The 20,936-nt window shown below is 41.9% G+C and carries 33 protein-coding genes and 3 pseudogenes; 16 read left to right on the forward strand and 20 right to left on the reverse strand.

Annotated elements, in window-relative coordinates; all coding sequences use genetic code 11:
* The first annotated feature begins 91 nt into the window (after positions 1 to 91).
* Complete coding sequence (locus EAE93_RS01210) at positions 92 to 1,303, forward strand: tyrosine-type recombinase/integrase (RefSeq protein ID WP_046396449.1); 1,212 nt, start codon at positions 92 to 94, stop codon at positions 1,301 to 1,303.
* Here the strand turns inward: EAE93_RS01210 and EAE93_RS01215 are convergent, their stop codons facing one another.
* The 17 genes from EAE93_RS01215 to EAE93_RS01295 all read right to left on the reverse strand — a co-directional run bounded on the left by EAE93_RS01215 (position 1,304) and on the right by EAE93_RS01295 (position 8,222).
* Positions 1,304 to 1,510, reverse strand: coding sequence for a helix-turn-helix transcriptional regulator (locus tag EAE93_RS01215; protein ID WP_036807163.1), 207 nt, complete (start codon positions 1,508 to 1,510; stop codon positions 1,304 to 1,306).
* Positions 1,500 to 1,835 carry a hypothetical protein gene (locus EAE93_RS01220; protein WP_036807166.1) on the reverse strand — a complete coding sequence of 112 codons (336 nt, stop codon included), beginning with the start codon at positions 1,833 to 1,835 and terminating at the stop codon, positions 1,500 to 1,502. Before EAE93_RS01220 ends, EAE93_RS01215 begins: the two co-directional genes overlap by 11 nt.
* Positions 1,832 to 2,014, reverse strand: coding sequence for a hypothetical protein (locus EAE93_RS01225; RefSeq protein WP_214038913.1), 183 nt, complete (start codon positions 2,012 to 2,014; stop codon positions 1,832 to 1,834). The genes EAE93_RS01220 and EAE93_RS01225 overlap by 4 nt, the downstream gene beginning before the upstream one ends.
* Positions 2,004 to 2,315 (reverse strand): hypothetical protein, encoded by a 312-nt coding sequence (locus EAE93_RS01230; RefSeq protein WP_214038914.1) that lies wholly within the window; start codon positions 2,313 to 2,315, stop codon positions 2,004 to 2,006. The genes EAE93_RS01225 and EAE93_RS01230 overlap by 11 nt, the downstream gene beginning before the upstream one ends.
* Positions 2,312 to 2,533 (reverse strand): hypothetical protein, encoded by a 222-nt coding sequence (locus EAE93_RS01235; RefSeq protein ID WP_036807767.1) that lies wholly within the window; start codon positions 2,531 to 2,533, stop codon positions 2,312 to 2,314. Before EAE93_RS01235 ends, EAE93_RS01230 begins: the two co-directional genes overlap by 4 nt.
* 67 nt (positions 2,534 to 2,600) lie before the next feature.
* Positions 2,601 to 3,242 (reverse strand): hypothetical protein, encoded by a 642-nt coding sequence (locus EAE93_RS01240; RefSeq protein ID WP_214038915.1) that lies wholly within the window; start codon positions 3,240 to 3,242, stop codon positions 2,601 to 2,603.
* Complete coding sequence (locus tag EAE93_RS01245; RefSeq protein ID WP_040150843.1) at positions 3,242 to 3,994, reverse strand: ORF6N domain-containing protein; 753 nt, start codon at positions 3,992 to 3,994, stop codon at positions 3,242 to 3,244. The genes EAE93_RS01240 and EAE93_RS01245 overlap by 1 nt, the downstream gene beginning before the upstream one ends.
* Entirely contained in the window at positions 3,991 to 4,212 is a 222-nt protein-coding gene (locus EAE93_RS01250) for a hypothetical protein (RefSeq protein ID WP_040150845.1), read from the reverse strand. The genes EAE93_RS01245 and EAE93_RS01250 overlap by 4 nt, the downstream gene beginning before the upstream one ends.
* 39 nt (positions 4,213 to 4,251) lie before the next feature.
* Positions 4,252 to 4,497 (reverse strand): ANR family transcriptional regulator, encoded by a 246-nt coding sequence (locus tag EAE93_RS01255; protein WP_036807182.1) that lies wholly within the window; start codon positions 4,495 to 4,497, stop codon positions 4,252 to 4,254.
* Positions 4,498 to 4,510: 13 nt separating this feature from the next.
* Positions 4,511 to 4,876, reverse strand: a complete 366-nt coding sequence (locus tag EAE93_RS01260) for a hypothetical protein (RefSeq protein ID WP_044467095.1) — start codon at positions 4,874 to 4,876, stop codon at positions 4,511 to 4,513.
* 133 nt (positions 4,877 to 5,009) lie between these two features.
* Positions 5,010 to 5,378, reverse strand: coding sequence for a hypothetical protein (locus EAE93_RS01265; protein WP_046393844.1), 369 nt, complete (start codon positions 5,376 to 5,378; stop codon positions 5,010 to 5,012).
* Positions 5,379 to 5,397: 19 nt separating this feature from the next.
* Positions 5,398 to 5,589 carry a hypothetical protein gene (locus EAE93_RS01270; RefSeq protein WP_052105718.1) on the reverse strand — a complete coding sequence of 64 codons (192 nt, stop codon included), beginning with the start codon at positions 5,587 to 5,589 and terminating at the stop codon, positions 5,398 to 5,400.
* A gap of 15 nt (positions 5,590 to 5,604) precedes the next feature.
* Positions 5,605 to 6,027: a hypothetical protein gene (locus EAE93_RS01275; protein ID WP_052105719.1), complete on the reverse strand. Its 423-nt coding sequence runs from the start codon at positions 6,025 to 6,027 to the stop codon at positions 5,605 to 5,607.
* Positions 6,028 to 6,750, reverse strand: coding sequence for a hypothetical protein (locus tag EAE93_RS01280; protein WP_040150849.1), 723 nt, complete (start codon positions 6,748 to 6,750; stop codon positions 6,028 to 6,030).
* A complete protein-coding gene (locus EAE93_RS01285; RefSeq protein ID WP_036807194.1) occupies positions 6,743 to 6,934 on the reverse strand; it encodes a hypothetical protein in 192 nt (63 codons plus the stop codon). Before EAE93_RS01285 ends, EAE93_RS01280 begins: the two co-directional genes overlap by 8 nt.
* 82 nt (positions 6,935 to 7,016) lie before the next feature.
* The gene (locus tag EAE93_RS01290; protein WP_036807197.1) at positions 7,017 to 7,220 is read right to left on the reverse strand and encodes a hypothetical protein; all 204 of its coding nucleotides are present in this window, start codon (positions 7,218 to 7,220) and stop codon (positions 7,017 to 7,019) included.
* 399 nt (positions 7,221 to 7,619) lie between these two features.
* Positions 7,620 to 8,222 carry a helix-turn-helix domain-containing protein gene (locus EAE93_RS01295; protein ID WP_036807200.1) on the reverse strand — a complete coding sequence of 201 codons (603 nt, stop codon included), beginning with the start codon at positions 8,220 to 8,222 and terminating at the stop codon, positions 7,620 to 7,622.
* A gap of 126 nt (positions 8,223 to 8,348) precedes the next feature.
* Between EAE93_RS01295 and EAE93_RS01300 the strand changes: the two genes are divergently transcribed.
* From EAE93_RS01300 to EAE93_RS01325, 6 genes are all read left to right on the forward strand, one after another.
* Positions 8,349 to 8,576: a helix-turn-helix domain-containing protein gene (locus tag EAE93_RS01300; protein ID WP_036807203.1), complete on the forward strand. Its 228-nt coding sequence runs from the start codon at positions 8,349 to 8,351 to the stop codon at positions 8,574 to 8,576.
* Between the two features lie 77 nt (positions 8,577 to 8,653).
* Entirely contained in the window at positions 8,654 to 8,893 is a 240-nt protein-coding gene (locus tag EAE93_RS01305) for a hypothetical protein (RefSeq protein ID WP_044467096.1), read from the forward strand.
* 181 nt (positions 8,894 to 9,074) lie between these two features.
* A complete protein-coding gene (locus EAE93_RS01310) occupies positions 9,075 to 9,902 on the forward strand; it encodes a hypothetical protein (RefSeq protein ID WP_250150835.1) in 828 nt (275 codons plus the stop codon).
* 4 nt (positions 9,903 to 9,906) lie between these two features.
* Entirely contained in the window at positions 9,907 to 11,145 is a 1,239-nt protein-coding gene (locus tag EAE93_RS01315; RefSeq protein ID WP_214038916.1) for a DEAD/DEAH box helicase, read from the forward strand.
* A complete protein-coding gene (locus tag EAE93_RS01320; protein WP_105397266.1) occupies positions 11,145 to 12,119 on the forward strand; it encodes a DUF7146 domain-containing protein in 975 nt (324 codons plus the stop codon). The genes EAE93_RS01315 and EAE93_RS01320 overlap by 1 nt, the downstream gene beginning before the upstream one ends.
* Positions 12,119 to 12,883 (forward strand): antitermination protein Q, encoded by a 765-nt coding sequence (locus EAE93_RS01325; protein ID WP_110087043.1) that lies wholly within the window; start codon positions 12,119 to 12,121, stop codon positions 12,881 to 12,883. The genes EAE93_RS01320 and EAE93_RS01325 overlap by 1 nt, the downstream gene beginning before the upstream one ends.
* Before the next feature lie 220 nt (positions 12,884 to 13,103).
* Here the strand turns inward: EAE93_RS01325 and EAE93_RS01330 are convergent, their stop codons facing one another.
* The 3 genes and pseudogenes from EAE93_RS01330 to EAE93_RS01340 all read right to left on the reverse strand — a co-directional run.
* On the reverse strand, positions 13,104 to 13,463 hold the full coding sequence (locus EAE93_RS01330) for a helix-turn-helix domain-containing protein (protein WP_046396441.1): 360 nt from the start codon (positions 13,461 to 13,463) through the stop codon (positions 13,104 to 13,106).
* Positions 13,464 to 13,531: 68 nt separating this feature from the next.
* Positions 13,532 to 13,792, reverse strand: a complete 261-nt coding sequence (locus EAE93_RS01335) for a type II toxin-antitoxin system RelE family toxin (protein ID WP_036807218.1) — start codon at positions 13,790 to 13,792, stop codon at positions 13,532 to 13,534.
* 337 nt (positions 13,793 to 14,129) lie between these two features.
* Positions 14,130 to 14,255: pseudogene (locus EAE93_RS01340) on the reverse strand (RNA-guided endonuclease TnpB family protein); the annotation flags it as partial.
* A gap of 132 nt (positions 14,256 to 14,387) precedes the next feature.
* Between EAE93_RS01340 and EAE93_RS01345 the strand changes: the two are divergent.
* The 9 genes and pseudogenes from EAE93_RS01345 to EAE93_RS01385 all read left to right on the forward strand — a co-directional run bounded on the left by EAE93_RS01345 (position 14,388) and on the right by EAE93_RS01385 (position 20,466).
* On the forward strand, positions 14,388 to 14,771 hold the full coding sequence (locus tag EAE93_RS01345; RefSeq protein WP_036807221.1) for a hypothetical protein: 384 nt from the start codon (positions 14,388 to 14,390) through the stop codon (positions 14,769 to 14,771).
* A gap of 227 nt (positions 14,772 to 14,998) precedes the next feature.
* On the forward strand, positions 14,999 to 15,202 hold the full coding sequence (locus EAE93_RS01350) for a phage holin family protein (protein ID WP_036807224.1): 204 nt from the start codon (positions 14,999 to 15,001) through the stop codon (positions 15,200 to 15,202).
* Positions 15,183 to 15,392: pseudogene (locus EAE93_RS24255) on the forward strand (glycoside hydrolase family protein); the annotation flags it as partial. The gene EAE93_RS01350 and the pseudogene EAE93_RS24255, both read left to right, overlap by 20 nt.
* 134 nt (positions 15,393 to 15,526) lie before the next feature.
* Positions 15,527 to 16,588 (forward strand): DUF6528 family protein, encoded by a 1,062-nt coding sequence (locus tag EAE93_RS01355; RefSeq protein ID WP_214038917.1) that lies wholly within the window; start codon positions 15,527 to 15,529, stop codon positions 16,586 to 16,588.
* A 337-nt stretch (positions 16,589 to 16,925) separates the two neighbouring features.
* Positions 16,926 to 17,399: a recombinase family protein gene (locus tag EAE93_RS01360; protein WP_214038918.1), complete on the forward strand. Its 474-nt coding sequence runs from the start codon at positions 16,926 to 16,928 to the stop codon at positions 17,397 to 17,399.
* Between the two features lie 4 nt (positions 17,400 to 17,403).
* Positions 17,404 to 18,052: pseudogene (locus EAE93_RS24260) on the forward strand (IS481 family transposase); the annotation flags it as partial.
* Positions 18,053 to 18,248: 196 nt separating this feature from the next.
* On the forward strand, positions 18,249 to 18,791 hold the full coding sequence (locus tag EAE93_RS01375) for a tail fiber assembly protein (protein ID WP_332007951.1): 543 nt from the start codon (positions 18,249 to 18,251) through the stop codon (positions 18,789 to 18,791).
* Positions 18,792 to 19,027: 236 nt separating this feature from the next.
* Positions 19,028 to 19,264, forward strand: a complete 237-nt coding sequence (locus EAE93_RS01380) for a tail fiber assembly protein (RefSeq protein ID WP_415186272.1) — start codon at positions 19,028 to 19,030, stop codon at positions 19,262 to 19,264.
* Between the two features lie 305 nt (positions 19,265 to 19,569).
* Complete coding sequence (locus EAE93_RS01385) at positions 19,570 to 20,466, forward strand: phage tail protein (RefSeq protein WP_040152315.1); 897 nt, start codon at positions 19,570 to 19,572, stop codon at positions 20,464 to 20,466.
* The last annotated feature ends 470 nt before the right edge of the window (positions 20,467 to 20,936 follow it).

The following is a 20,936-nucleotide window of genomic DNA, read 5'->3' on the forward strand; positions in this document are numbered from 1 at the left end:
TCTTGGCATCTCTTAAAATCAACAGGAATTTGTGTATAGTTTTGTGTATAGTTTTTCCTGTACAAATTTTCCTATACACATTGGTGAGATGATGAAGCTAACAGACATGGCTATCAAGAAAGCCAAACCGGAAGAAAAGTCTTACACGTTGTCTGATGGAAACGGGCTTTCACTATTGGTAGAACCGAACGGCTCTAAAGGGTGGCGATTCCGCTATCGTTTTGATGATAAGCAGAAGATGATCTCTTTAGGTACTTACCCGGAGGTACCTTTAACGGAAGCCAGAAGAAGAACGGCAGAATGCCGCTCAATGGTTGCTGGTGGCATTAATCCTTCCGAAGCCAGAAAGCGGCAAAAACGAGAAAATATCATCACGTCAGAAAATACTTTTGAGAAAATCACTCGCGAGTGGTACGAAAAACGCAAAGATAGATGGTCGGCAGGGTATCGCTCTGACATGATGAGTGCATTTGAAAATGATGTCTTTCCTTATATTGGAGACAGGCCAATAGCAGACATAAAACCACTGGAATTATTGGATGTTCTTTCAAGAATGGAAAAGCGCGGGGCAACTGAGAAGTTAAAAAAAGTCCGTCAGCGTTGTGGTGAGGTATGGAAATACGCCGTTATTACAGGTAGAGCTGAATATAATCCAGCCCCCGATCTTGCCAGTGCGTTTATCCCCCATAAAAGAGAGCATTATCCTCACTTAAAAATCGATGAACTCCCAGAATTTTTAAGGTCCATTGATAAGCATATGAGCAGCCAAGTAGTTAGGCATGCATTGAGAATTTTGATTCTTACAGGATTGCGCCCTGGTGAATTAAGAAATCTGGAATGGAGCGAAGTGGATTTAGAAAAGCGAATGGTAGAAATTTCTGCCGAAAGAATGAAAATGCGCAGGCCGCACTGTATTCCTTTATCTGATCAAGTAGTGACTTTGTTCCAGCAGTTGCACCCAATTAGTGGTGACTATCAACATGTATTCCCTAGCCGAACGGATTATAAAAAGCCAATTAGTGAAATGGCTATAAATGTTATGATGAAACGCATGGGGTATGGCGGTAGAGCTACGGGACATGGATTCCGTCACACAATGAGCACCATATTACATGAGCATAGCTTCCCATCTGAATGGATAGAATTGCAGCTTGCTCATGTTGATAAAAATAGCATCAGGGGCACGTATAACCATGCCCTTTATCTGGATGGACGCAGAGAGATGCTTCAATGGTACGCTGATTTTATGAATTCCCTAGAATACGGGAAAGATATTATTAATAGTCGCTTTAAAAATGACTAACTACGCATTATCTTCAATTGAGCAGCGGGATTTATTAATACGCTGCGCAATCCATTCATTGATTTCACACTCTATAAAGGCAATTGAACGAGGACCAATTTTAACTGGTTTAGGGAACTCCCCTTTATCTATTAATTTATAAGTCCATGACTTGCTATAACCCGTTCTATTTAAAACCTCATTTAATCTAATTAGCTTATTTGACATATACATCACTCCCTTTTCTAATATAACCGTTCTCCAAAATTATCCTTGCCACTGTTGCCGGAGTTGTTTTATCGCTCCAGGTAAGATCATCAATCAGGAAGTTCAGTTCAGCAGCAAGTACGGATTCTAAATCTTTGGGCCAATACTCATATGCAATATCGCTGTAATGAGAGTTCTTGATGACCTTAAGTGTCAGTAATACCATCTCTTCCGATGCTCTATCGGCTTTTCTGTAACCGGCATCCCAAACAGCATCGGTGATATCAGATGGATCACCCCATGCCGAGGCTATTACTTGGGTTAAGTGGAATGAGTTATTGATCATGCTTTTTCCTCGGTGTTATCGGCCTCGAATTTGATATAGTCGAGACCATCGGCTTGAGCTTTGTGTAATTCTTTAATAAATTGCTCTTTTGAATATCCAAGGCTTTTGGAAACGATATTTAATACTTGTTCATTTTCAAGAAGCTCATCTATTTCCATTGTGATTTTATTATTGCTCATGATCACTTTTCCTCTGGTGACTGACGGTATCTATATCTTGTCCGCAAAAAGGGCAGTAATTCACCATAACGCCAGTGCCGACAAATTCACCAGAATGTAACTGAACGATATCAGTACCCGGCTCTCCATTTACTACCTGTGGCGCTGGTGCCAGAGGAGGGCATTTGCCCTCGTGGATATAAAAATTACGTTTCATGCGGCGGATGATCCGCTGTGTATAGTCCCTGCCATCGTCGATATGGAATGTCGTCCTGATCAGTTCATCATCGGTATCTGCTATCTGGTTGTGCTCTTCCGTCACTGTTCGCTCTCCCTGCAAATGATTTTGTAGGCCCGCAATACGTGCGTTGTTTTGCCAGTGATAGTAGTTTTCCTTAATAGGAAACCGACAGACGAAGCACGAACGGGTACCATTAACAGGGCGGCATCGACACAACGGTTATGCTTGCGGCGTTCAGTGATGAAACTGGCAACGACGATCTGTGCAATGTTACCCTTGTCTAAGTATTCGATTTTCATCGCAATGACTCCTATTGTTTGCCAGCGCATTAAGATGAAAGTTTTTCGTTATCATCTGAGCCTCCTGTCAATGAATAATCGGCATGGTGTTAAACTCGCCAGCCTCTGCCGCTTTGATTAATTTATCGTGCAAGATAGAAAGCCCTTCGCGCCCTTTATCAGATAGCCGATTGCCGATCTCTGGTTGTATATTGATAAAAGACATGTACATTCTGACCGCCATATCCGCCCCGTCTTCGCTACCGGACTTCTCAAAGGCGATCCCCTCAATATGGGTTGCTAACATCATACGCTCTGCTAATGGGTATATCGTGATTGCCGCTGTACCATTATCGTAGATGGCTGCGGTATCAGTGCCTCCCTTGCCGTTATCAACTTCACAAGTGCTGTTTCCGTCTATTTGCTTTTGCACAAACGAGGCTGACACAACCCAACGCCACAACATTAACCGCTGTTCACTGGTTGGTGCATAGAAGCCCGCTTTACAGCCATGAAGAATAGCCACTATCAATTCAAAGCCCAGTAATAAATCATTGTCATATTGACCCGCGTCCAACGATACCAATGCCTCCGCATAACTCATGACTTTGGTGTTCGCGGCCTCAGTAATGACAATGACGCCATACTTGCCGTAATCAAATGCTGTTTCAGTGTGTTGCTTTATTGCGCCCATGATTACCCCTGCTGGCTTAGTGTGATGTTTGCTCATTACCTACCCTCCCAACCGATAACTTGGAACAGCCCCATTTTTGGGTGATACCATTTGGATTTACGTTGTTCAGCTTCACCCATCATCAGACGGAATGCGCTCATAAAGTCCTCTTTAAATATGATTTTCATCGGGCGAGGTTGTCCGTCTGGTGTCATGATGATGATGCTGTCCGTTGGTACGTTGTACTGTTCGGCCAAGGTACGGCATTTGGCATTGGTTAATCCTGATTCAGTCGCAGCCAGAGAGAACCCAATCCAGCCTACGGGAATAGCTCCGTGTTTGATTTGCTCAATGGTTTCATGAACCTGTTCAACCTTCTCATCAATGCGGTTAATCTGGCGCTGTTGTTGGGCGGCATGACTGGCGATCCTGGCAATCATTTCAGTCTCGCTCAGTACCGTTTGCGGTTTACGGAAATAGTTGTTGACCAGTTCACGTTGAACCTGCCACGCAATATCATCATTGAATGGCTTGGTTAACATCAGATAACCAGACTCAAAAAGCACAATGCCGTTGGGGGCGAACTTGGAAAATAACCCGTCAGGGAGGTTGGTACGTATATCGTCCTGACCTAAGATTTGATAATCCACTCCACACACAAAGCGCTGATTGTTTCTGTTGAATGCGGCTTTAGCTGTTCCATCTGGTCGCTCGTGAACCTGATCAATCATTGAGAACGTCACAATGCGCTGACCTTGATATTCCACGACAGGCATTTGGGTTTTATTGATGGTGATTAATTCTTTCATTGTTTCATTTCCTTAATTTCAATTTTCATTTTCTTGGCATGGCGGCGCATGGAGCGATTAAGTGGCATTAATATGTCTCCGTTATGCGTCGAATAAGATTCAATGAACTTTTGGGAATTGACATACCCATCTGTGGACCCTTCTTTTATTTGAAGGAGCTGAGGTATTGTCATGCCTTCAAATCCTTGCTGTGTTTTACTTCTTCTCCTTTTCGCCATTACATCCCCTCCGCTTTATCAATGTGGACCTTTAGAGCATCAGCGAGTTGTTTCGCTTCTCTCTCTTTTGCGACGCTGTTTATAATCTTCCTGCCATTGTTCATAGCGCCCTTGTAATGAATGACGTTTTAAATTTAGTTCAACACGATATTCAGCCCATTCACGGTTAACTTGGTGTTTGGCGTGTTCAGCGACTTTGTTCCAAAAAATAGCCGCTGTTTCATATTTTTCTTCACGCTCACTTTGAATAGCTCTTTGTGAGAAATTAAAATGGGTAATATTCACTAGGAGTCCTTATTTACTGAAAGGTATATTCTGGTGAAAATCCGCCGTGTTTAGCTCTTTCTGAAATTAATTTAATAAGAGCACGCATAAAATCATTTCCTTCACCCGTTAATCTATCACCATGTTTTGATAAACAATCACTGTAACTATTTAAAATATAATTATCCGCTTTACATCGTGTATATTCGTTATAAGCAGGAAATTCGAAAAATACATGCAAAGTTTTCTTTAATATCTCTTCCGACAATTCAACAGTGCACATAGAGCCATCATGAAGACTAACAGCGATACAATAGCTATTGGTCTTCTTTAACATTGCATCGAGTTTTGCTGCTATTAAACGATTTCTGTATCGTTCAATTAATGTTTGATTCCTCATAGATCTACTCCTTTTATAGGGTGTAGGAGTCCTCAGCAATCAAGCTGTAGTTAAAATTTAACTAACTTATATAATTGGCAATATTTTACATTTAAAACTCCCCCCTGTTTATTTTAATTAATGCGTCACAATGTTATTTAGCAGATTCTTCTGTTAAGTGAATAAGACGTGAATTTAAGTAATAATAATCAATATTATCAGAACACCATGTGAACCAATTTATATCACCTCTTTCTGAAGTTGTCGCTGTATAATATTTGTCACCTTCCTTTAACTCATAATCAACAGGTTTAGGAAAGTTGACTTTGCCGACTATTATCATCTCAGGCTTGCGGCGATATTTAAAATCTGGATGCCAATGCGGATGATGAAAAATATCTTCCCACGTTCCATCTGCGGCATCAAAAATTTCCCAAAGCTCATACGGCTTATCTGTTCTCAAAGCATCTTGTGCATATTGCAACATTAATTCAGCGTGTACGTGTTTTTTATTTTCTGACATTATTTATCCCTCTATGTAATTAAGTACGTTTAACTTCCACGACCTCAGCATCAACTGTTTCAATAATAGTTTTGCTATCTGGCATACAAACCCGACGTATCCCTTGAGCAGCTTTTTCAGCTCCTCGATATGTTTTATATTTGTTGCGGAAGGTTTCTTTTGTTACTCGTCCTGTGCGATAGTTTTTGGTTGTGATGATTATCTTAAACATGGTTAATCTCATTAGCTACTTGGTAGCATTAATAAATTCTTTTCTTAATCGCTCATATTCACAGAAAGCGTTAATATATTTTTTGCGTAGTGCATCTATTTCTTTTCGACGCTTAAGCAGTAATCTTATTCGCCGTACCGCTCTCTTTTGACATGAGATATACTCAGGTAGTAATTCTCCTATTGTCCAATTCACTACATTGTTTTCACCAATTATTGGCTGGGCTGGGTAATTGGTTTCGCGTCCGGCCCGTTTAAATACTTTTTGCGTCATAATATTCGCTAGCTTATTAATGGCACTACTACGACTCCGACGCTTGTAAGAACGGCCATGACGACTAACAACATAGACAGGTAATGTATGTATGCTGAATGCATCATCAATACCGCCATCATCGTCATCAAAGCGGGAATAATCGATTTTTTCTAGTTTCATCATTTAAGCTCCTTCCAGTATTCTTATTTCTTGTGCAATATCGCTTGCCAGACTAGAAGCGAGATTTGTTAATGTTGCGGTGTCTGTATTGGCCTCATCAGTAACAGCTTTACTAACAGGTATCATTAATGCCTCAAGATGTTCAGATTTATCTAATAAATCTTTAAGTTTTATTTTACTGATATTGATTTCATTATTTTCTATTTTAGGTTTCTTTTGACCTTTAATCGTTTTTATCTGCGTCTCCATCGTTTCTGTTTCTTTTAGTAGCCCAAAAACCAGATCTTGTAACGCACCGATGGCATAAGATTCATCACATTCTTTTCCATATGATTCTTGCCATATTTGGAGAAGTACTTCTATCTGTTTTGTTTTTATCTCCACGCCTGAGAAAGAGGTCTCTAAATCAAACATAATATCCTCTTTTTTTGTTGATTCATTTATTACATCTATATTCGCAATGTCAATTAAACTGGCAAGCTGTTTAATTACTTCTAAGAGCAAAAGACAGTCCGGTCTGCCTTTGTTTTTCGATGAGGCATCAAATTTATCGTAAATATTTTTAAGCTTAACTAATTCATTAAAGAAATTATCATTATCAGCAAGATTTGGCTGGCTATTAACCACGGCTACAAATTGATCATGGAGTGCAATGTAGCTTTCCCAGATAATTTTAGCTGGAGTTATATTGGTAGTCTGTGGTGAAGATAATATTGTATTAAGCATGCTTCACCTCATTTACTTGCCCCATCCAGACAATGAAATACCCTGATAGCATTTCAGATAACGCATATTTGGCTTGCTGATAACTTTCAGCCACATATTTAACTTTAACAATGAGCTGTTCAGTATCTGCGTGTTTTGTGACTGCAAAAATAAAAGTCTTTGTGGTATTATCTGTTTTGAACATAGTAATCATGCCTCAAAGTGTTTATTCTGTTCAGGCTCTGGTATTTGATTAGTGTCGGTGCCAGAGCCGTCTTTAAATCAGTTCAGTCCAAATTAAGCTTGTCTGTTCCCAGTGCGGATTCAAGGGAGCAATTGACTTCATAGTTAATATCACACACAAGAGCAATTAGTTCGCACAACTCGCCTGAACATTTTTCTTTGTCAGCCATACTCGTAATGACTTCATAAAGTGAACAAGCCAAACCTGAGCGGTATTTTGCATCGTCTAAAGTAATTGGTTTACGCATGATCTACCTCCATGTTGTAGCGTTTTATTGCTGAAAAAATAAAAGTCTTCTTGAACATAATAATCATACCTCGGTGTGTTTATTGTCGTTCCTGCTCATTCAACTACTTCTGTTTCTTCTGGTGATTAAATCTATCACCTTGGTGGTATTTAATCTATCACTATAGTTCTAGTTATTCTAGACCTATAGTAATAAAAAGTTATTTTTTATTTTATAATATTGAAATAAAAGGAATTTTTAAAAAAACAAAAAATGTTTTTTTATCTTGATAATTGTAATGATTTAGTTAAAAATCAAGATACTGTGCGTCTAAACAGTATCTTAAGGGGAAGGAATGCCAGACCTATTGCGAACGCACCCAGGGATTTATGCTACAACAATCGAAATTGAACGGGGTTATTATCGTCTTCGTTTCATATCGCGGAACAGGTATACAATAACACCCACTAATTCAACATCAGGACTGATAGGAGTTAATGGTACCCTAGCGTCATCAACCGATAGAAAGCCGAAAGCACCACCTTGTACAAAACGATATACAGAGTAGTTTTCTCCTATGCGCGCATATACCAAATCATTGTTAGCTGCTTTTTCTGATCTATCGATTACAACTAAAGAACCTTCTGGAGCTTCTGCGCAGCCAGTATTTTGGGTGATTCTATACGCTCTGTACGCGTCAGATGATTCAAAGAATCCCGGAATCATAATTGTATCGCCTGTATCACTATCGGCATCATAGATTTTTACAGGAAACGATTTAGTGCACTTTACCACAACTGAGGTGGGTGAGTTATCTGGGTGCATGGGACCACTGCCATCACTAAGCCATTCTGGGCGCACACCGAGAACTCTAGCCAACTCAACAACTTTAGTAGTGCTTTGCGCTTTTCCTGTGGTTAACTTCCATATCATGGACTGAGCCATGTCTACTTCTTTGGCAAGAGAAGACTGTGTGAAGTCTTTCTTTCTCATTGCCTCTTTTAGTCTTTTCGCGAATGTCATACCCACCTCTTCAATAAGTTTTGTTAATTCTATCTCTAAAGTGATATCTTTGCAAAAACACTATAGTGATTGATTTATCTTTTTGGTGATATTAATATCACTATGGAGTTAACGAGAGGATGGAGTATGAAAAATCTTGCGGTAGAAAAGGCTATAAAAATTGTGGGTAATCAAACGATACTTGCCAATGCATTAGGGTGTAGACAGTCATTAGTTAGCGCTTGGTTGCATGGGAAGAAGCGTGTTTCTGTCTCATCTGTTCCTGACATTGTGGACCTTACAAAAGGCGAAGTTCAGCCTCACGAATTACGCCCAGATCTGCCAAAGGTATTCCCACCACCTGGAAATTATTGACCATGTTCCCTAATTCCTACGCTCAAGTATCAATGCCATCTCAATATTTTCTTGATGACGGCAAGTGAATACAGGAGATGTTACTGAGTCTTGATCCGGCTACACGGGCAAAAATCACGGTGAAGTATGCCGAGGTTTATCAAGCGGCTTGGGATGAGGAACCAATTTCATATCGGAAAGATAACACGGCACGGCGTCATGCGAATATCTGGTTAAGGGAGTTTGTCAGGAAATATGCAAGAGTGAGTCAGGGTTATACCGAGAAGCCGCTTAAAGCACTGCCAGAGAACCAGCCCCAATCTGAGGCAGCAGGATGATCGCAGTGGTCTCAGGCAGTACGGAAAAGGCTGTGTCTTCTGGCTGTGGGATCACTAGGGCTAAACATGAGAAAAATAGTCAAATGAGAATGATTATCAAAGTGGGTAAAAAGCCAAAAAAAGTGGCAGGCACGGAAAAGTATTAAATAAGTACCCCCTTATTTTTTCAGGACAAATGAGAATGATTATCAAAAACGAAAAAGCAGAAAAGATTATCAAAAAACATTGTGCTCTCGTGAGCCGGAAGCCTGCGCGAGCTGTTGCTGAATTAGTCGCTGCTGGCATGTCAGAATCTGAGGCCGCTGCTATGGTTAAGGCCAACGCGCCAGCCCGGAAAACACACAAACCTCACAAACCCCACAACAGCCATGCAAAACCGGTGGATCTGGAAGCACTGAGCACCCACTACATCGTAGTTGGTGATTATGACCTGTTGAGCCTCAAGCATCAGGACGCATTGATTGCCGCCATCCGAAACGGAAAAGGCAAAAGTTCATGGCATGACGAGCCAATGGCGGTGACGCTGTTCGGGTTAGTTAAAGCCTATCCGATTATCACGACAGCCGAGGTGAATAAATTCCTCAGTCGTGGGGCATTCATCGACAGTATTCCGTTGTTCATTGACGGGGAGATGATCGAGGGTGAAGCCATGCCGTCAGCGAATAACGACAGCGTGAAGGGGGTTTTTCGCGCAGTTAAGCAACTGAAAAAAATCACTGACCACCTGGTGGATACAGGAGAATTAATCTTTAAAAAATACCTCGACCGTGTACCGACTGACGAAGATGTCAAACACGCAGTGGGTATCGTTGCGCCTGTAATCATTAATCCCTATTTCCACAAAATTAACTATGAGCGTCAATACAACGATATGCCTGCGTGTGAACACACTGAGGACAGTAAGCGGATTATCAATGAGTGGAAAAAAGAACTGAAAATCAAAGGGGCAAGAAACCGAACAGCGATACTTTGGCGAGCATGTTTGATTCGGTTCTTGCAAAGGAGATGAAATAATGAACATTCCATCTCAAAGAGATTATGTCACTAATACCGACTTATTCGCAACCTTATGTGGTACTCACCAACTTGTTGATGTCGCTATCACGCTGATAAAGGAAGACCGAAATCTTGAAGCGGAAAGTATATTACGAAGGGCGAATACAGTTTCTCCGTTTCTGGGAAACTACTATCAACAGCTCTTGAAACCCACCACGATGAAAGAGCTTATCGCTAAAGGCGAACTCAGCACTTATGAATTTTATGCCCCCGCCAAGCCGGACCTGAAAGGCGTAAAACTGACTTCCAGTGATGACTTTGGGCAGGATTACAAAGAGGACCAGCTAGCCGAGATTATGGGTGATTCAACGCTGGTCGGCGATATCGTCAGGAACTGGCTGGAGAATGGTAACGATGAACCAACGATTTGCTTTTGCGTCAACGTGGCCCACGCCAATTTTATCACGGTCGAATTTAATAAAGCGGGTGTCAATGCTGAGGTCATCATTGCTGAAACACCCCCGGAAGAAAGACAGATCATCATCCATCGGTTTGAGCAGGGTGTAACAAAAATATTAGTGAGTGTCGGTACGCTGATTGCGGGGTTTGACAGTGATGTCCGGTGCATCATCTATGCCCGGCCTACCAAGTCAGAAATCCGATGGGTGCAATGTCTTGGCCGCGGATTACGTACTGCCCCCGGCAAAGAAACCTGCATGATATTCGATCACAGTGGAAGTGTTCACCGACTCGGCTATCCCGATGATATTGAGTATGACGCATTGCCCTCTAAAAGCGACGGCATGAAAGACAGCTCCCGCAGCATTGATAGCGACAAAGCTGAAAAGCTACCGAAGGAATGCCCCAGTTGTCACTTTATGAAGCCGGTAGGTGTTTATGTTTGCCCTAAGTGTGGTTTTAAGCCTCTGAGTGGTGAAGATGTGGAAGTGGATCGTTCTCGAGGGCTGAAAGAGCTTAACGGCAAGGATCGCGTCTATAGCAAGGCAGAGCGTCAAAGCTGGTGGTTCCAAATCAAGTATTACCAGCGCCAGCGAGCTAACCAAGGCAAGCCTATCTCTGATGGCTGGTGTGCGCATACTTTTAAAAGCAAGTTCAGTGAGTGGCGCGATGGTTTAAATGACCATCCGGTAGAGATCACCCCGGAAGTGAACAATTTCATCAAATGGAAACTGATTTCGTGGATAAAAAGCCAGGAGGAAAAACAACTCAGTTCAGCCCCGCAGGGAGATAACTGATGAAAACAACGGATGCAGTGATCGGCAATTGGTCGAAAGTTTTTGAATATTACGACTTGCCACCCATTACAGGGAAAAAGCATTACAAAGGGAAGTGTCCGATTTGCGGTCAGAAAGGAAAATATCGCTGTGATGATAAAGGCGGTCGCGGAACCTTTATTTGCGTCTGTAATATTGGTGACGGTTGGAAATTACTTGCACTGACTCAGAAGAAGGATTTTAAAGCGCAGGCAGCAGAAGTTGATGAAATTATTGGCAATATGTATCTCCGTCAGCCTGAAAGCGCTCAATCTTTTGTCAATAAAGATGACCGGTCATTACTTCGTGACAAGGTGATTAGGAAGTATTCCACACTGGTGAACCTGCGCGGAACGTCAGCCGAAAGTTATTTGCGCAACCGGGGGATTAACTGTTTACCCGTCGAGCAGGTCAGGTATTGCAATCATCAGCCCGTGGGAACGAAAGCTTTTCAGGCCATGTATTCTCTGGCTACGGACGATAAAGGCGCGCTTTGTTACTTGCACAGGACGTTATTAGAGGGTGACAAAAAAGCCAATATGGATCTCGCCAAACAGACCTATTCCCTACAGTCTGATGATTATTTAAAGCACACAGGCTCTGTTGCTATCCGCATGTTTCCAGTTTCATCAACATTAGGGATCACTGAAGGCATAGAAACGGCTTTGTCATGTAAACAGATATACGGTTGCAACACCTGGCCAACTATGAACGCGGGATTCATGGGGAAATTCCGGGTACCGAGCGGGGTTAAACACTTAATTATTTTCGCTGATATGGATCTGCATTCAGCGACCGGGCACGCAGCAGCGTTTGAGTGTGCCAGGGGCAATCTCGTTGCCAAAAATGATGTAGAAACGGTCAGTATTCGCTGGCCTGATTATGGTGATTTCAATGACGTACTTGTTAACGGTGATGAAGTACGTGAGCTATCTTTTAAGAAGTGGGTGGAATAATGAAACTCGAATCAGCATTAAAACATTTCAGCCCGAAAGGACTGGTCGTCAATAGTTCACCGAAATGTACATCAACAGACCGGATCACCGGTACTGATGTGATGGCGGCATTAGGCATGGCCGAATCTAAGGCTGCATTTGGAATGGCGGCGTTCTTGGGTAAACACGGCGTCAGCAATGAAGATACCATACGGACCGTTGAGCAACTGACTTTGTATGCCAAACGTCAGGTACCCAAACTTATTACCAAAGCGGGTGGGCGCCAGTTAGGAAAATGCCTGGTGATCTTGGCAAAAATGGCTTTTGAGGAATATTCCCGGTCAGCCGCTACAACCAGCACATGCACACATTGCAATGGACGCGGGTTGATATCAGTTCAGCGTGATGTGATTAAGTACGCAGGGTATAAGGACGTGATAGAGCAACGGGTAGAAACTGAGCGTGTAGATGAACTTTGCTCTCCTTGTAACGGTAAAGGGATTGTATCCAGCCGTTGTCGTTGTAACGGTACCGGGAAAGTCGTTGATCACGAAGCGACGAAAGCGACGGGCGCGCCAGTAATTAAAATCTGTGAGCGTTGTTCTGGTCGCGGTTATAGCCGCGTACCGTCCTCAGTGGCATATACAGCAATTAAGGCTCTCCTGCCCGATTTAAACGAAAGGACATGGAGAAGGAACTGGAAGCCATTCTATGAAAAGCTGGTGGCGAAATGCGATATTGAGGAGAGTAGAGCAGCATCCGAATTCAGTAAAGTGACACAATAAAAAACATATAGACAGTTTGCATTTTGTCCGCAATTGGTTTATTGTCTATAAACAGTGGGAAATTGTAGCTATGCTCACTAACGAACATTCAGGCCCGCCGATGAGCGGGTTTTTTTATTTCTACCAGTAGCAAACTCAAGGTTTACAACTAGATGGCTGTGCATAGCATGGCTTTTTGTCTTTCAGCCAAAGTAAACGGCCCCTGAGCGGGGCCGTTGGGTTACGGAATTAGTTGTTCTGGAGTACAGTTGTATAATGCAGCCAGTTTTTCTCGTGTGCGCTTCTGTGGTCGATCCGAAGCCTCCCATTGAGACACGGTTGATTGAGCTGTGTTGAGTTTTTCAGCTACCTCATGCTGAGACAGCCCACGATAGATGCGCCAGGCTGCCAGAATAGAAACATCCTGATCAACCATAATGGACACGACGCCGTTAGGCACGGTCACATCATCATATTTTGACGGAGTGTATGGCACATCCTCCCAATCTTCCTTTGTGCTGAGAAGTTTTTCGTATTCAGCTACTGGCAGGACAACATATTGAGGTTTTCCTGCTTCATCATTTATGTATTGCATTTTCATGTATTCATCCGAGTGGCCAAGAGTCGCGGTGAATTTAATAATGAGGAAATGGCGGGTTATTACCCCGCCTAGTACGTTGTCGATGTTCTCCGTTTGACTGCCATTATCGAGCAGATAACCGGCTCGCCGTCAGTGATTTCGAAGATTATCCTGTATTCACCAACCCGTAGTCTGTATTGGTTATCAAGGTCATGAAGCTTCTTGATGTCCAACGTCACTGCGGGGAAAGTTTCAAGCTGGTTAACCTTCTCATTGATAGCTTTCCGGTATCTGGTATCGATTGAAAGCAACTGTTTTCGTGCCTTCCTCGTCCATTGAACCGTAACCATCGTTTCCTCATTTGTTAAAGAGCCTATCCGCTTGGGATGATTAGATAATACGATTTTAATCGTATTATGTCAATAAAATGCGATTTAAATGCGATTTAAATGCGATATTGTTTTCAGGTCGCGCATGGCGTGGCCTTTCTTATTGATAGGTAAAATCTTCTTTTCAGTCTGCTCTATAGGTGATGCTGTATTTGTATACAGTTGTGGTGTTCAAGGCAGTAGCATTTTTATGATTGTTTTTGCTTCTCTCTTTTTAGTATCAAGAATTACTTTAAAGAACTTTGATATAACTCAGTGACTGCTCCCCGCCGTAAAAAACGGCGAGGCTTCCCACTTCTCAGTCCGCCACCGTCTTTATGACGGATTTGCGCTGGCCTCCGTGGGCAGAAACGACGAGTCCCGCCGTCTGTAATTCTGTTATGCCCTTGCGCTGGATGTTGAGCGCCGCATTGATATCGCGGTTTACCGGCAGATATCCATTCAGTCAGGAGACGTCGGAGTCGCTAGCCCTAAGGCCCTCTGGGCTTTTCGCCTGATATCCCCGCCCGCACTGGGTAAGGGTTTACGGCGGTTTTTGCTAACGTGGAGGGGAGATATGAAATATTATATAAAAATATGTATATTTATCGCATTTACCCTCACTATTACTACGTGGTACAAAGGTTGGTTTATAGGTCTTGATGACGCTACTATTCGTTCAGCCGCAACCGTTGCTGCGCAAGTATCTGCAACACTATTAGGATTTTTAATCACAGGCTTATCGATACTTGCATCCGTGTCTGGCAATAGGTTGTTGAAAAAAATGCAAGCCTCAGGGCATTACCGTGTTTTGCTAGAGAAGATCTTTATGGTGTCAATATGGTATGCACTTTCTCTTGTTATCAGTTGCTGGACAGTGATATCACCACAACAATTTTTATATGTTAGTGCTTATGTTTGTGGGTGTTCTTATCATCGGTATTTATGCTGGGTGATATAGGGTGGAGATTTCGGTTAGTTTTGAAGAATATTTAACCCCTATATAATTACCCAACTTGACCTTGTAGTACTCACGCTATCGACTCATAGTCTAAATCCGGTGATTTATATAGTTCAAATTTAGTACTCCAGTTTTTTCGAATAACTCATTCTAGGCTGCGATTATTCGCGGCCTTTTTCTTTTCACGCCCGTTTAACGGGGTCTTAATCCCCAACGGGGGTGGAAATATGAAACTCATGGACAAATACACAAGTCCGTCAGCTTATTGTTGGGGGATGCTAACGGCTATGCTTGGAGCGCTGTCATTGAACGACTGGGCACTTATTATCGGCATTATCTGTACTGTTGGAACCTTTTCAATTAATTGGCATTACAAGCGAAAAGAATTCCAGCTAAAGCGGGAGAGCAGAAATAATAAAGACCAAGATTAAATTAAGTGCTGCCGTTATTGGTCTTGCGCTCTCCGGGGCGAGTGCTACGGCTATATTGTCACAGTTCTTAGACGAGAAAGAAGGCAATTGGCTATCAGTATATCAAGATGCTGGTGGTATCTGGACAATTTGTCGTGGCATAACCCACATTGATGGTCAACCCGTCAAAAAAGGAATGAAATTAACCGCCACACATACTCCGTTTAGTGAACGGAACTTAATTAAAAAAAGTGCCGGATAAAAAGACCAGCACTTTGTCAATAATCTGAATGGTATGATTTATACCATTGTTTATCTGAAATAAACCTGAGGTTAGGAGAATATATGGATAACATGTCGCTTCTTGTTGGGAACAGGAAAAAAAACAAAATACAAATATATAAACTCAATATTTGTGGAGAAAAGTTAACGCTTACTGATAAGGATGTTGTATGGGAATCACCCAACGTTCAGTATATGACGGAAATAAAACCCATCTTATACAACGGAAAAAAATCAATATTATCCACGACAAGTAATGGTGTAATTATATTCGAACTTTCAAAGGAGAAGAGAGTGTTATTTCACAAGGAAATAACAGGCTATCAAACAAACATACATTCAGCACACTCACTCCCTGATGGAAATGTTGTGATAGCGGACTCATATGGATGGCTGGGCATCTTACCCGCTGGGGGAAACAATGTTGAAATCCCACAAGAGCAGGTCCCGTGGTACAAATTAGCTCATGCTCATGCTCTCAGTTATGATGAAAATGCTCATAAACTTTATGCAGGTGGCTACACAACTATCAAGAAATACACTTATCAGGTGAAAGATAAAAAACCTGTACTAACTGAAGAGGCCAGCTATGATATAAGTGACTACTACTTAAGATGTAAAGTTTATAACAAGTGCAGCGAGAATGCCGACTGGGAAGATGGAGTTCATGATATGTATCAGGTTTATGGTGAAAAATCGGGAATGTACTTCTTATCGACAGGGGAAAGGTGCTTTTTATTTGATTCCACTAAGTTAGATAATGTTCCTAGCGGAAAAATCACACTTGATGAGTTCAAGCCATTCTATGAAATTGACAGTAAAATATCTCAGGGACTCGAAAAAACCGCGAAAGAAAAAAAAGTTATTCTGAAGAAAGGTGGAATAAAAGCCGTCTCTGGTTTTATTGATCAGGAGAATTTTTTAACTATTGCGCATGCAGCACCATGGTTTACCACTGACGATAACTATTTTCATGAGGGAACTCATCTTATTTTTTCAACAAAAGTGGACGATATTATCGACTTTGACATTACGGACAAAAATAAAATAAATTTCTCCCCATCTTCAACAGTATCTTTCTATAAGGCACGCTTGCTTGACAAAAACTGGATGCCCGATCTGTAGATACTGGCGCACTGAATTATTTTAGTGACATTCCTCCGAAAAAATAATCCTGTTAATACATATTGTCTTCCTGAAGGAAGATAGTGAGACTAATAGAAGTGCATCTTCCCTCTCAGAAATTAAAACACATAAGGGGGGATTGTAACGGCTCAGATAGAAATTCTGTGAAGATGCATTTGAAATATCTTAGCCCTGTGAACTGGCTAAATTGTATTTTACAGGTACACCCAAAACGCACAGCTCAGTGAGACAGTTTTTCTGTCTCATTTGGGTTGTTTTTGTCTCATCCTGGTGTGACGTTTTCATCATCTAGAGTTAAACGAGACAGTTCTCAATTATGGCTCTTTACGGTTATGCCCGCATTTCAACCAGCGACCAGGATCTCACCCTGCAAACACAAACACTCCGTGCTGCTGGTTGTGAAATCATTCGTTCAGAAAAAGCCAGTGGAAGCAGCCGAACCGGAAGGAGTGAGTTGCAGCTGTTGCTGGAATTCCTGCGCCCCGGCGATACGTTGATGGTGACCCGCGTGGATCGCTTGGCTCGCAGCATTAAGGACCTGCAGGATATCGTGTATGCCCTTAATCAGCAGGGCGTAACACTCAGGGCAACGGAACAGCCTGTAGACACGCAAACGGCAGCGGCGAAAGCCCGTGGCGTATATCGCGGAAGAAAGCCCTCAATAGATCCTGCTGAGGTATATCGCCTGTACACCACTGAGAAGATGGGCGCTACGGCAATTGCCCGCCAGCTCGGGATCGGGTGGGCGTCAGTCTACCGGACTCTGGAAAATTATGAGCAGCTGGTGTAGCACTAGCGATCATGGTCAGCCCCGGGTTCTGCAATCGTCCGAACTGGAACATTACTGTGAACTGATTGCCGCACTGAAATTACGTACTACTAACAAATCTGGCCGCCATCTGTCGACCGGACGGGCAATACAGTTGCTGGAAGAGCATGGTGTGGCGACTGTTCAGGGATTGATCAGAAGTCCCAAAGGTTTACTTCGAAAACAGACAGTCAATCGCTGGCTTTCCCGCTGGCGTCTGGAGCAGCCCCGCCTGTCACGGGAGCCTCCGGCGGTAAGATTTCAGGCTGAAAACAGTAATTGGCAGTTTGATATGTCACCGTCCGACCTCAAACATATTGAGCGGCCTGACTAGGTAGACCCTGCGCGGGGCGAACCCACACTGATGCTGTTCAGCGTGGTGGATGACCAGAGCGGTGTCGCTTACCAGGAATACCGGTGTGTACGGTGAAGATGCGGAGTCAGCGCTGCGCTTTCTCTTTAATGCCACGGCGCTAAAAGTCAGACCTAGTTTTCCTTTCCAGGGCCGCCCGAAAATGCTGTATCTCGATAACGGTCCGGTGGCCAAAAGCCATGTATTCCAGAATATGATGCAGTCCCTGAAGGTTGACTGGCTGACGCATACACCGGCAGGCAGGGACATTGGTTATCGTACCGATATTTTTACGCTGGACGGGATCACCGGCAGCCAGCGTGAATACATCCAGTGGCTGCTGAAAACCAGCACCGGTAAGGGTAAGCTGGAATATATCCTGACCACTGAGGCTGTCGACCTGCTGGCGATGAAACTCCGGACTCCATTGCAGGTGCAATTGCATCTGAAGCTGGCGATGGAAGCAGGATACCAGACAGGTGAAAAACCGATCACCGCCAAGCTGGTTGAGTCCGTGCTTTCGAGAATTTATCGCTTCAGATATTGAATACGTCATGCTTGGAGTTAGTCTATCAGCAGGAGCTTATCCTGATGCTCCTGAGTTACCGAAGTCTGACGGCGAAGCTGTTTGCCACAGTGTAGATAAACGCCGTTGGGAAATCGTCCCGGATTATCGCGGAAAAATCACTTACGACACATTAACACGTACTCAACGGGAAATCACTGAACTGGGTGAATTACCTGAAACTCTGACTTTCGAGCAACCGGCCACCAATTTTGATAAATGGGATGGTACAAAATGGGTCACTGATAATGTCGCTCTGGAAGCAAATCAGATTGGACAAGCGGGGCAGAGGCGTGTAGCTGTGTTACGACACGCGAATGAATCCATTGCATTATTGCAAGATGCTGTTGATTTAGATATCGCTACCGAAGCAGAAAAATCCGCTTTACTGACATGGAAAAAGTACAGAGTGTTGCTGATTCGTGTAGATGTGAATCAAGCGCCTGATGTGCAGTAGCCGGAAGTGCCGAAGTGAAAACAGGGCCGTGAGGACCTTATTGTTCATAGCGATAACAGCTTACTTTCCCATTGTTCGATAATTTCTCTCTTCTCTTTCAGATAGTCATATTTAGTAATGAGATTTTTTGTGTATAGTAATATGTATAGTTTTATTTTTATTATTAATTTAATTGTTATTTATCAATATATTAGTGTTGTTATTTGAATCTCTCCTCCGCTCGATAAGTTGAAACAATAAAACCTCAAGATAAAGACCTCTTAAAATTTCATCAAATCAACGATGCAAAACAACAGCAAGCAGCATTGTTACAACAAGCAAATGAAACACTCTCATTGCTACAGCACTCTGTTGATTTAGACGTCTCCACAGCAACAGTGAAAGCCTCTCTATTCGAATGGAAAAATTTATTCGTGTTGACGTTCTGCAAGCGTCTGATGTTCAGTAGCCGGAACAATCGATGGCTTGAATAAACAGGTCGTTCATACAATGGTTTTGTTGATGTTTTAGTTAGGATATTGAAAGAGATTCAGCCTATAACTTGAAATAGAAAAATTGTAGTAAGAAATGAAAGAAGGGAGAGATTAGTAACTTCTTGATATTGAATTGCTTATTGTAATCAATTATACAAAATTAGTTAACCTTATAAGGAATAAGAACAACACTTTATTATTTTTCTAAACTAGACTTTGATTGTCATGAGTTGCAAGGTGATTGTTTTTATATTGATTTAAATATATTGATTGTGAAATAGCATTATTTAATTTAAGGAAGGTATATGAACCAAAAAAATGATTTTAAAGCATTTTCTATTAGTGATGATGCTAATGTAGTGAGTCAAGAAAAATATGAAGAAAGTCAGAATTTACAGACGGGGTTTCCACCAGAGAATGTTTCTACTCATGTGTTAAATAAGGTATTACGCCAATCCTCAATAATATCATCTGTTGTAGCTAATTTTATTGCGGAACGATCTGGCGCTGAGGTTTTGGATAATGGGGATATAGCCAAGCTTACTGCACAATTAAATCAAGCATTAGAACAAAAAATTGCAACAGACATTCCCAATGCTTCATTAACACAAAAAGGTGTTGTTCAGCTTACAAATGTGATTGGTGAGAGTGATACATTGGGAGTCACACAAAAGCTTGCTCAGGAAATAGTAAATTCATTACGTGAATATACAGATAATCGAATTGAAACAATCAGTGAAGTTCCTGTTGGTTCTCCTATTCCCTGGCCATTGCCTCATCCACCTACTGGCTATTTTACTTGTAACGGTTCAGCTTTCGATAAATTACAGTACCCAAAGTTAGCAGAAGCTTATCCTGAGGGTAAATTGCCCGATTTAAGAGGTGAATTTATTCGAGGTTGGGATGATAAACGCGGTGTTGATAGCGGCCGTAGAATTTTAACTTCTCAGGGGGATGCCATCAGAAATATTGAGGGTTCATTCGCTGGCATGATAGCGCCAAACTATCATTTGGCAACAAGAGGGGCTATTTATGCTAGTCAAGTTCTTGGAATAGCCTCAGATGGCAGTTTCAAATCATTAAATGTCTCTGATGGGGATACTCCATATGGCTTTGGATTTCTGGCGTCAAGGGTTGTTCCTGTAGCCTCAGAGAATCGTCCTCGCAATATCGCATTTAACTATATTGTAAAGGCTGCATAATGATAGGGCCATTTGGCCCTTATTGTTCACAGTGATAGCAGCTTACTTTCCCATTATTCAATAATTCCTCTTCTTTATTTCAGATAGTCGTAATTTAATAATGATACTTTTATCATTGCAGTTATTTGGTGAGATATATTACAAACAGTTTTATCTGTAAAGTTAATATTTATTTCTGAGTGGTTAATTTTTTGAATTTATTAATAACGCAAAGGTGGTGTGGTAAATATAATTGGATGTAAAATATATTCATTAGCTTACTAATATAATATTTGGTGGCTTAATTGGTTGGCTCTTAATTAGCTCATTTAATAGTGGGATATGTAAGTTGTATCCAAAAATGGTTAGTATTGATTTACCTCATAATGAATAATAATTGCCGTTATTTTGTGATTGGCACCTAAATATAGGTTTTTAAAATTTACTTTTGCTTTTTTCAAAGGTAAATAATAGTTAAGATATTTTATTTA

The organism is Photorhabdus akhurstii, from assembly GCF_018448925.1.
In the GTDB taxonomy this organism is placed as follows: domain Bacteria; phylum Pseudomonadota; class Gammaproteobacteria; order Enterobacterales; family Enterobacteriaceae; genus Photorhabdus; species Photorhabdus akhurstii.

Bases quoted from the DNA above. Each gene is read 5' to 3' on its own strand.
- EAE93_RS01225 (WP_214038913.1), bottom strand. From the start codon at position 2,014: ATGAGCAATAATAAAATCACAATGGAAATAGATGAGCTTCTTGAAAAT.
- EAE93_RS01215 (WP_036807163.1), bottom strand. From the start codon at position 1,510: ATGTCAAATAAGCTAATTAGATTAAATGAGGTTTTAAATAGAACGGGT.
- EAE93_RS01305 (WP_044467096.1), top strand. From the start codon at position 8,654: ATGTTACTGAGTCTTGATCCGGCTACACGGGCAAAAATCACGGTGAAG.
- EAE93_RS01210 (WP_046396449.1), top strand. From the start codon at position 92: ATGAAGCTAACAGACATGGCTATCAAGAAAGCCAAACCGGAAGAAAAG.
- EAE93_RS01220 (WP_036807166.1), bottom strand. From the start codon at position 1,835: ATGATCAATAACTCATTCCACTTAACCCAAGTAATAGCCTCGGCATGG.
- EAE93_RS01355 (WP_214038917.1), top strand. From the start codon at position 15,527: ATGGATAACATGTCGCTTCTTGTTGGGAACAGGAAAAAAAACAAAATA.
- EAE93_RS01350 (WP_036807224.1), top strand. From the start codon at position 14,999: ATGAAACTCATGGACAAATACACAAGTCCGTCAGCTTATTGTTGGGGG.
- EAE93_RS01360 (WP_214038918.1), top strand. From the start codon at position 16,926: ATGGCTCTTTACGGTTATGCCCGCATTTCAACCAGCGACCAGGATCTC.
- EAE93_RS01330 (WP_046396441.1), bottom strand. From the start codon at position 13,463: ATGAAAATGCAATACATAAATGATGAAGCAGGAAAACCTCAATATGTT.
- EAE93_RS01240 (WP_214038915.1), bottom strand. From the start codon at position 3,242: ATGAGCAAACATCACACTAAGCCAGCAGGGGTAATCATGGGCGCAATA.
- EAE93_RS01290 (WP_036807197.1), bottom strand. From the start codon at position 7,220: ATGCGTAAACCAATTACTTTAGACGATGCAAAATACCGCTCAGGTTTG.
- EAE93_RS01325 (WP_110087043.1), top strand. From the start codon at position 12,119: ATGAAACTCGAATCAGCATTAAAACATTTCAGCCCGAAAGGACTGGTC.
- EAE93_RS01385 (WP_040152315.1), top strand. From the start codon at position 19,570: ATGAACCAAAAAAATGATTTTAAAGCATTTTCTATTAGTGATGATGCT.
- EAE93_RS01345 (WP_036807221.1), top strand. From the start codon at position 14,388: ATGAAATATTATATAAAAATATGTATATTTATCGCATTTACCCTCACT.
- EAE93_RS01250 (WP_040150845.1), bottom strand. From the start codon at position 4,212: ATGGCGAAAAGGAGAAGAAGTAAAACACAGCAAGGATTTGAAGGCATG.
- EAE93_RS01300 (WP_036807203.1), top strand. From the start codon at position 8,349: ATGAAAAATCTTGCGGTAGAAAAGGCTATAAAAATTGTGGGTAATCAA.
- EAE93_RS01270 (WP_052105718.1), bottom strand. From the start codon at position 5,589: ATGTTTAAGATAATCATCACAACCAAAAACTATCGCACAGGACGAGTA.
- EAE93_RS01335 (WP_036807218.1), bottom strand. From the start codon at position 13,792: ATGGTTACGGTTCAATGGACGAGGAAGGCACGAAAACAGTTGCTTTCA.
- EAE93_RS01295 (WP_036807200.1), bottom strand. From the start codon at position 8,222: ATGACATTCGCGAAAAGACTAAAAGAGGCAATGAGAAAGAAAGACTTC.
- EAE93_RS01280 (WP_040150849.1), bottom strand. From the start codon at position 6,750: ATGCTTAATACAATATTATCTTCACCACAGACTACCAATATAACTCCA.
- EAE93_RS01310 (WP_250150835.1), top strand. From the start codon at position 9,075: ATGATTATCAAAAACGAAAAAGCAGAAAAGATTATCAAAAAACATTGT.
- EAE93_RS01265 (WP_046393844.1), bottom strand. From the start codon at position 5,378: ATGTCAGAAAATAAAAAACACGTACACGCTGAATTAATGTTGCAATAT.
- EAE93_RS01245 (WP_040150843.1), bottom strand. From the start codon at position 3,994: ATGAAAGAATTAATCACCATCAATAAAACCCAAATGCCTGTCGTGGAA.
- EAE93_RS01235 (WP_036807767.1), bottom strand. From the start codon at position 2,533: ATGAAAATCGAATACTTAGACAAGGGTAACATTGCACAGATCGTCGTT.
- EAE93_RS01320 (WP_105397266.1), top strand. From the start codon at position 11,145: ATGAAAACAACGGATGCAGTGATCGGCAATTGGTCGAAAGTTTTTGAA.
- EAE93_RS01275 (WP_052105719.1), bottom strand. From the start codon at position 6,027: ATGATGAAACTAGAAAAAATCGATTATTCCCGCTTTGATGACGATGAT.
- EAE93_RS01315 (WP_214038916.1), top strand. From the start codon at position 9,907: ATGAACATTCCATCTCAAAGAGATTATGTCACTAATACCGACTTATTC.
- EAE93_RS01260 (WP_044467095.1), bottom strand. From the start codon at position 4,876: ATGAGGAATCAAACATTAATTGAACGATACAGAAATCGTTTAATAGCA.
- EAE93_RS01285 (WP_036807194.1), bottom strand. From the start codon at position 6,934: ATGTTCAAAACAGATAATACCACAAAGACTTTTATTTTTGCAGTCACA.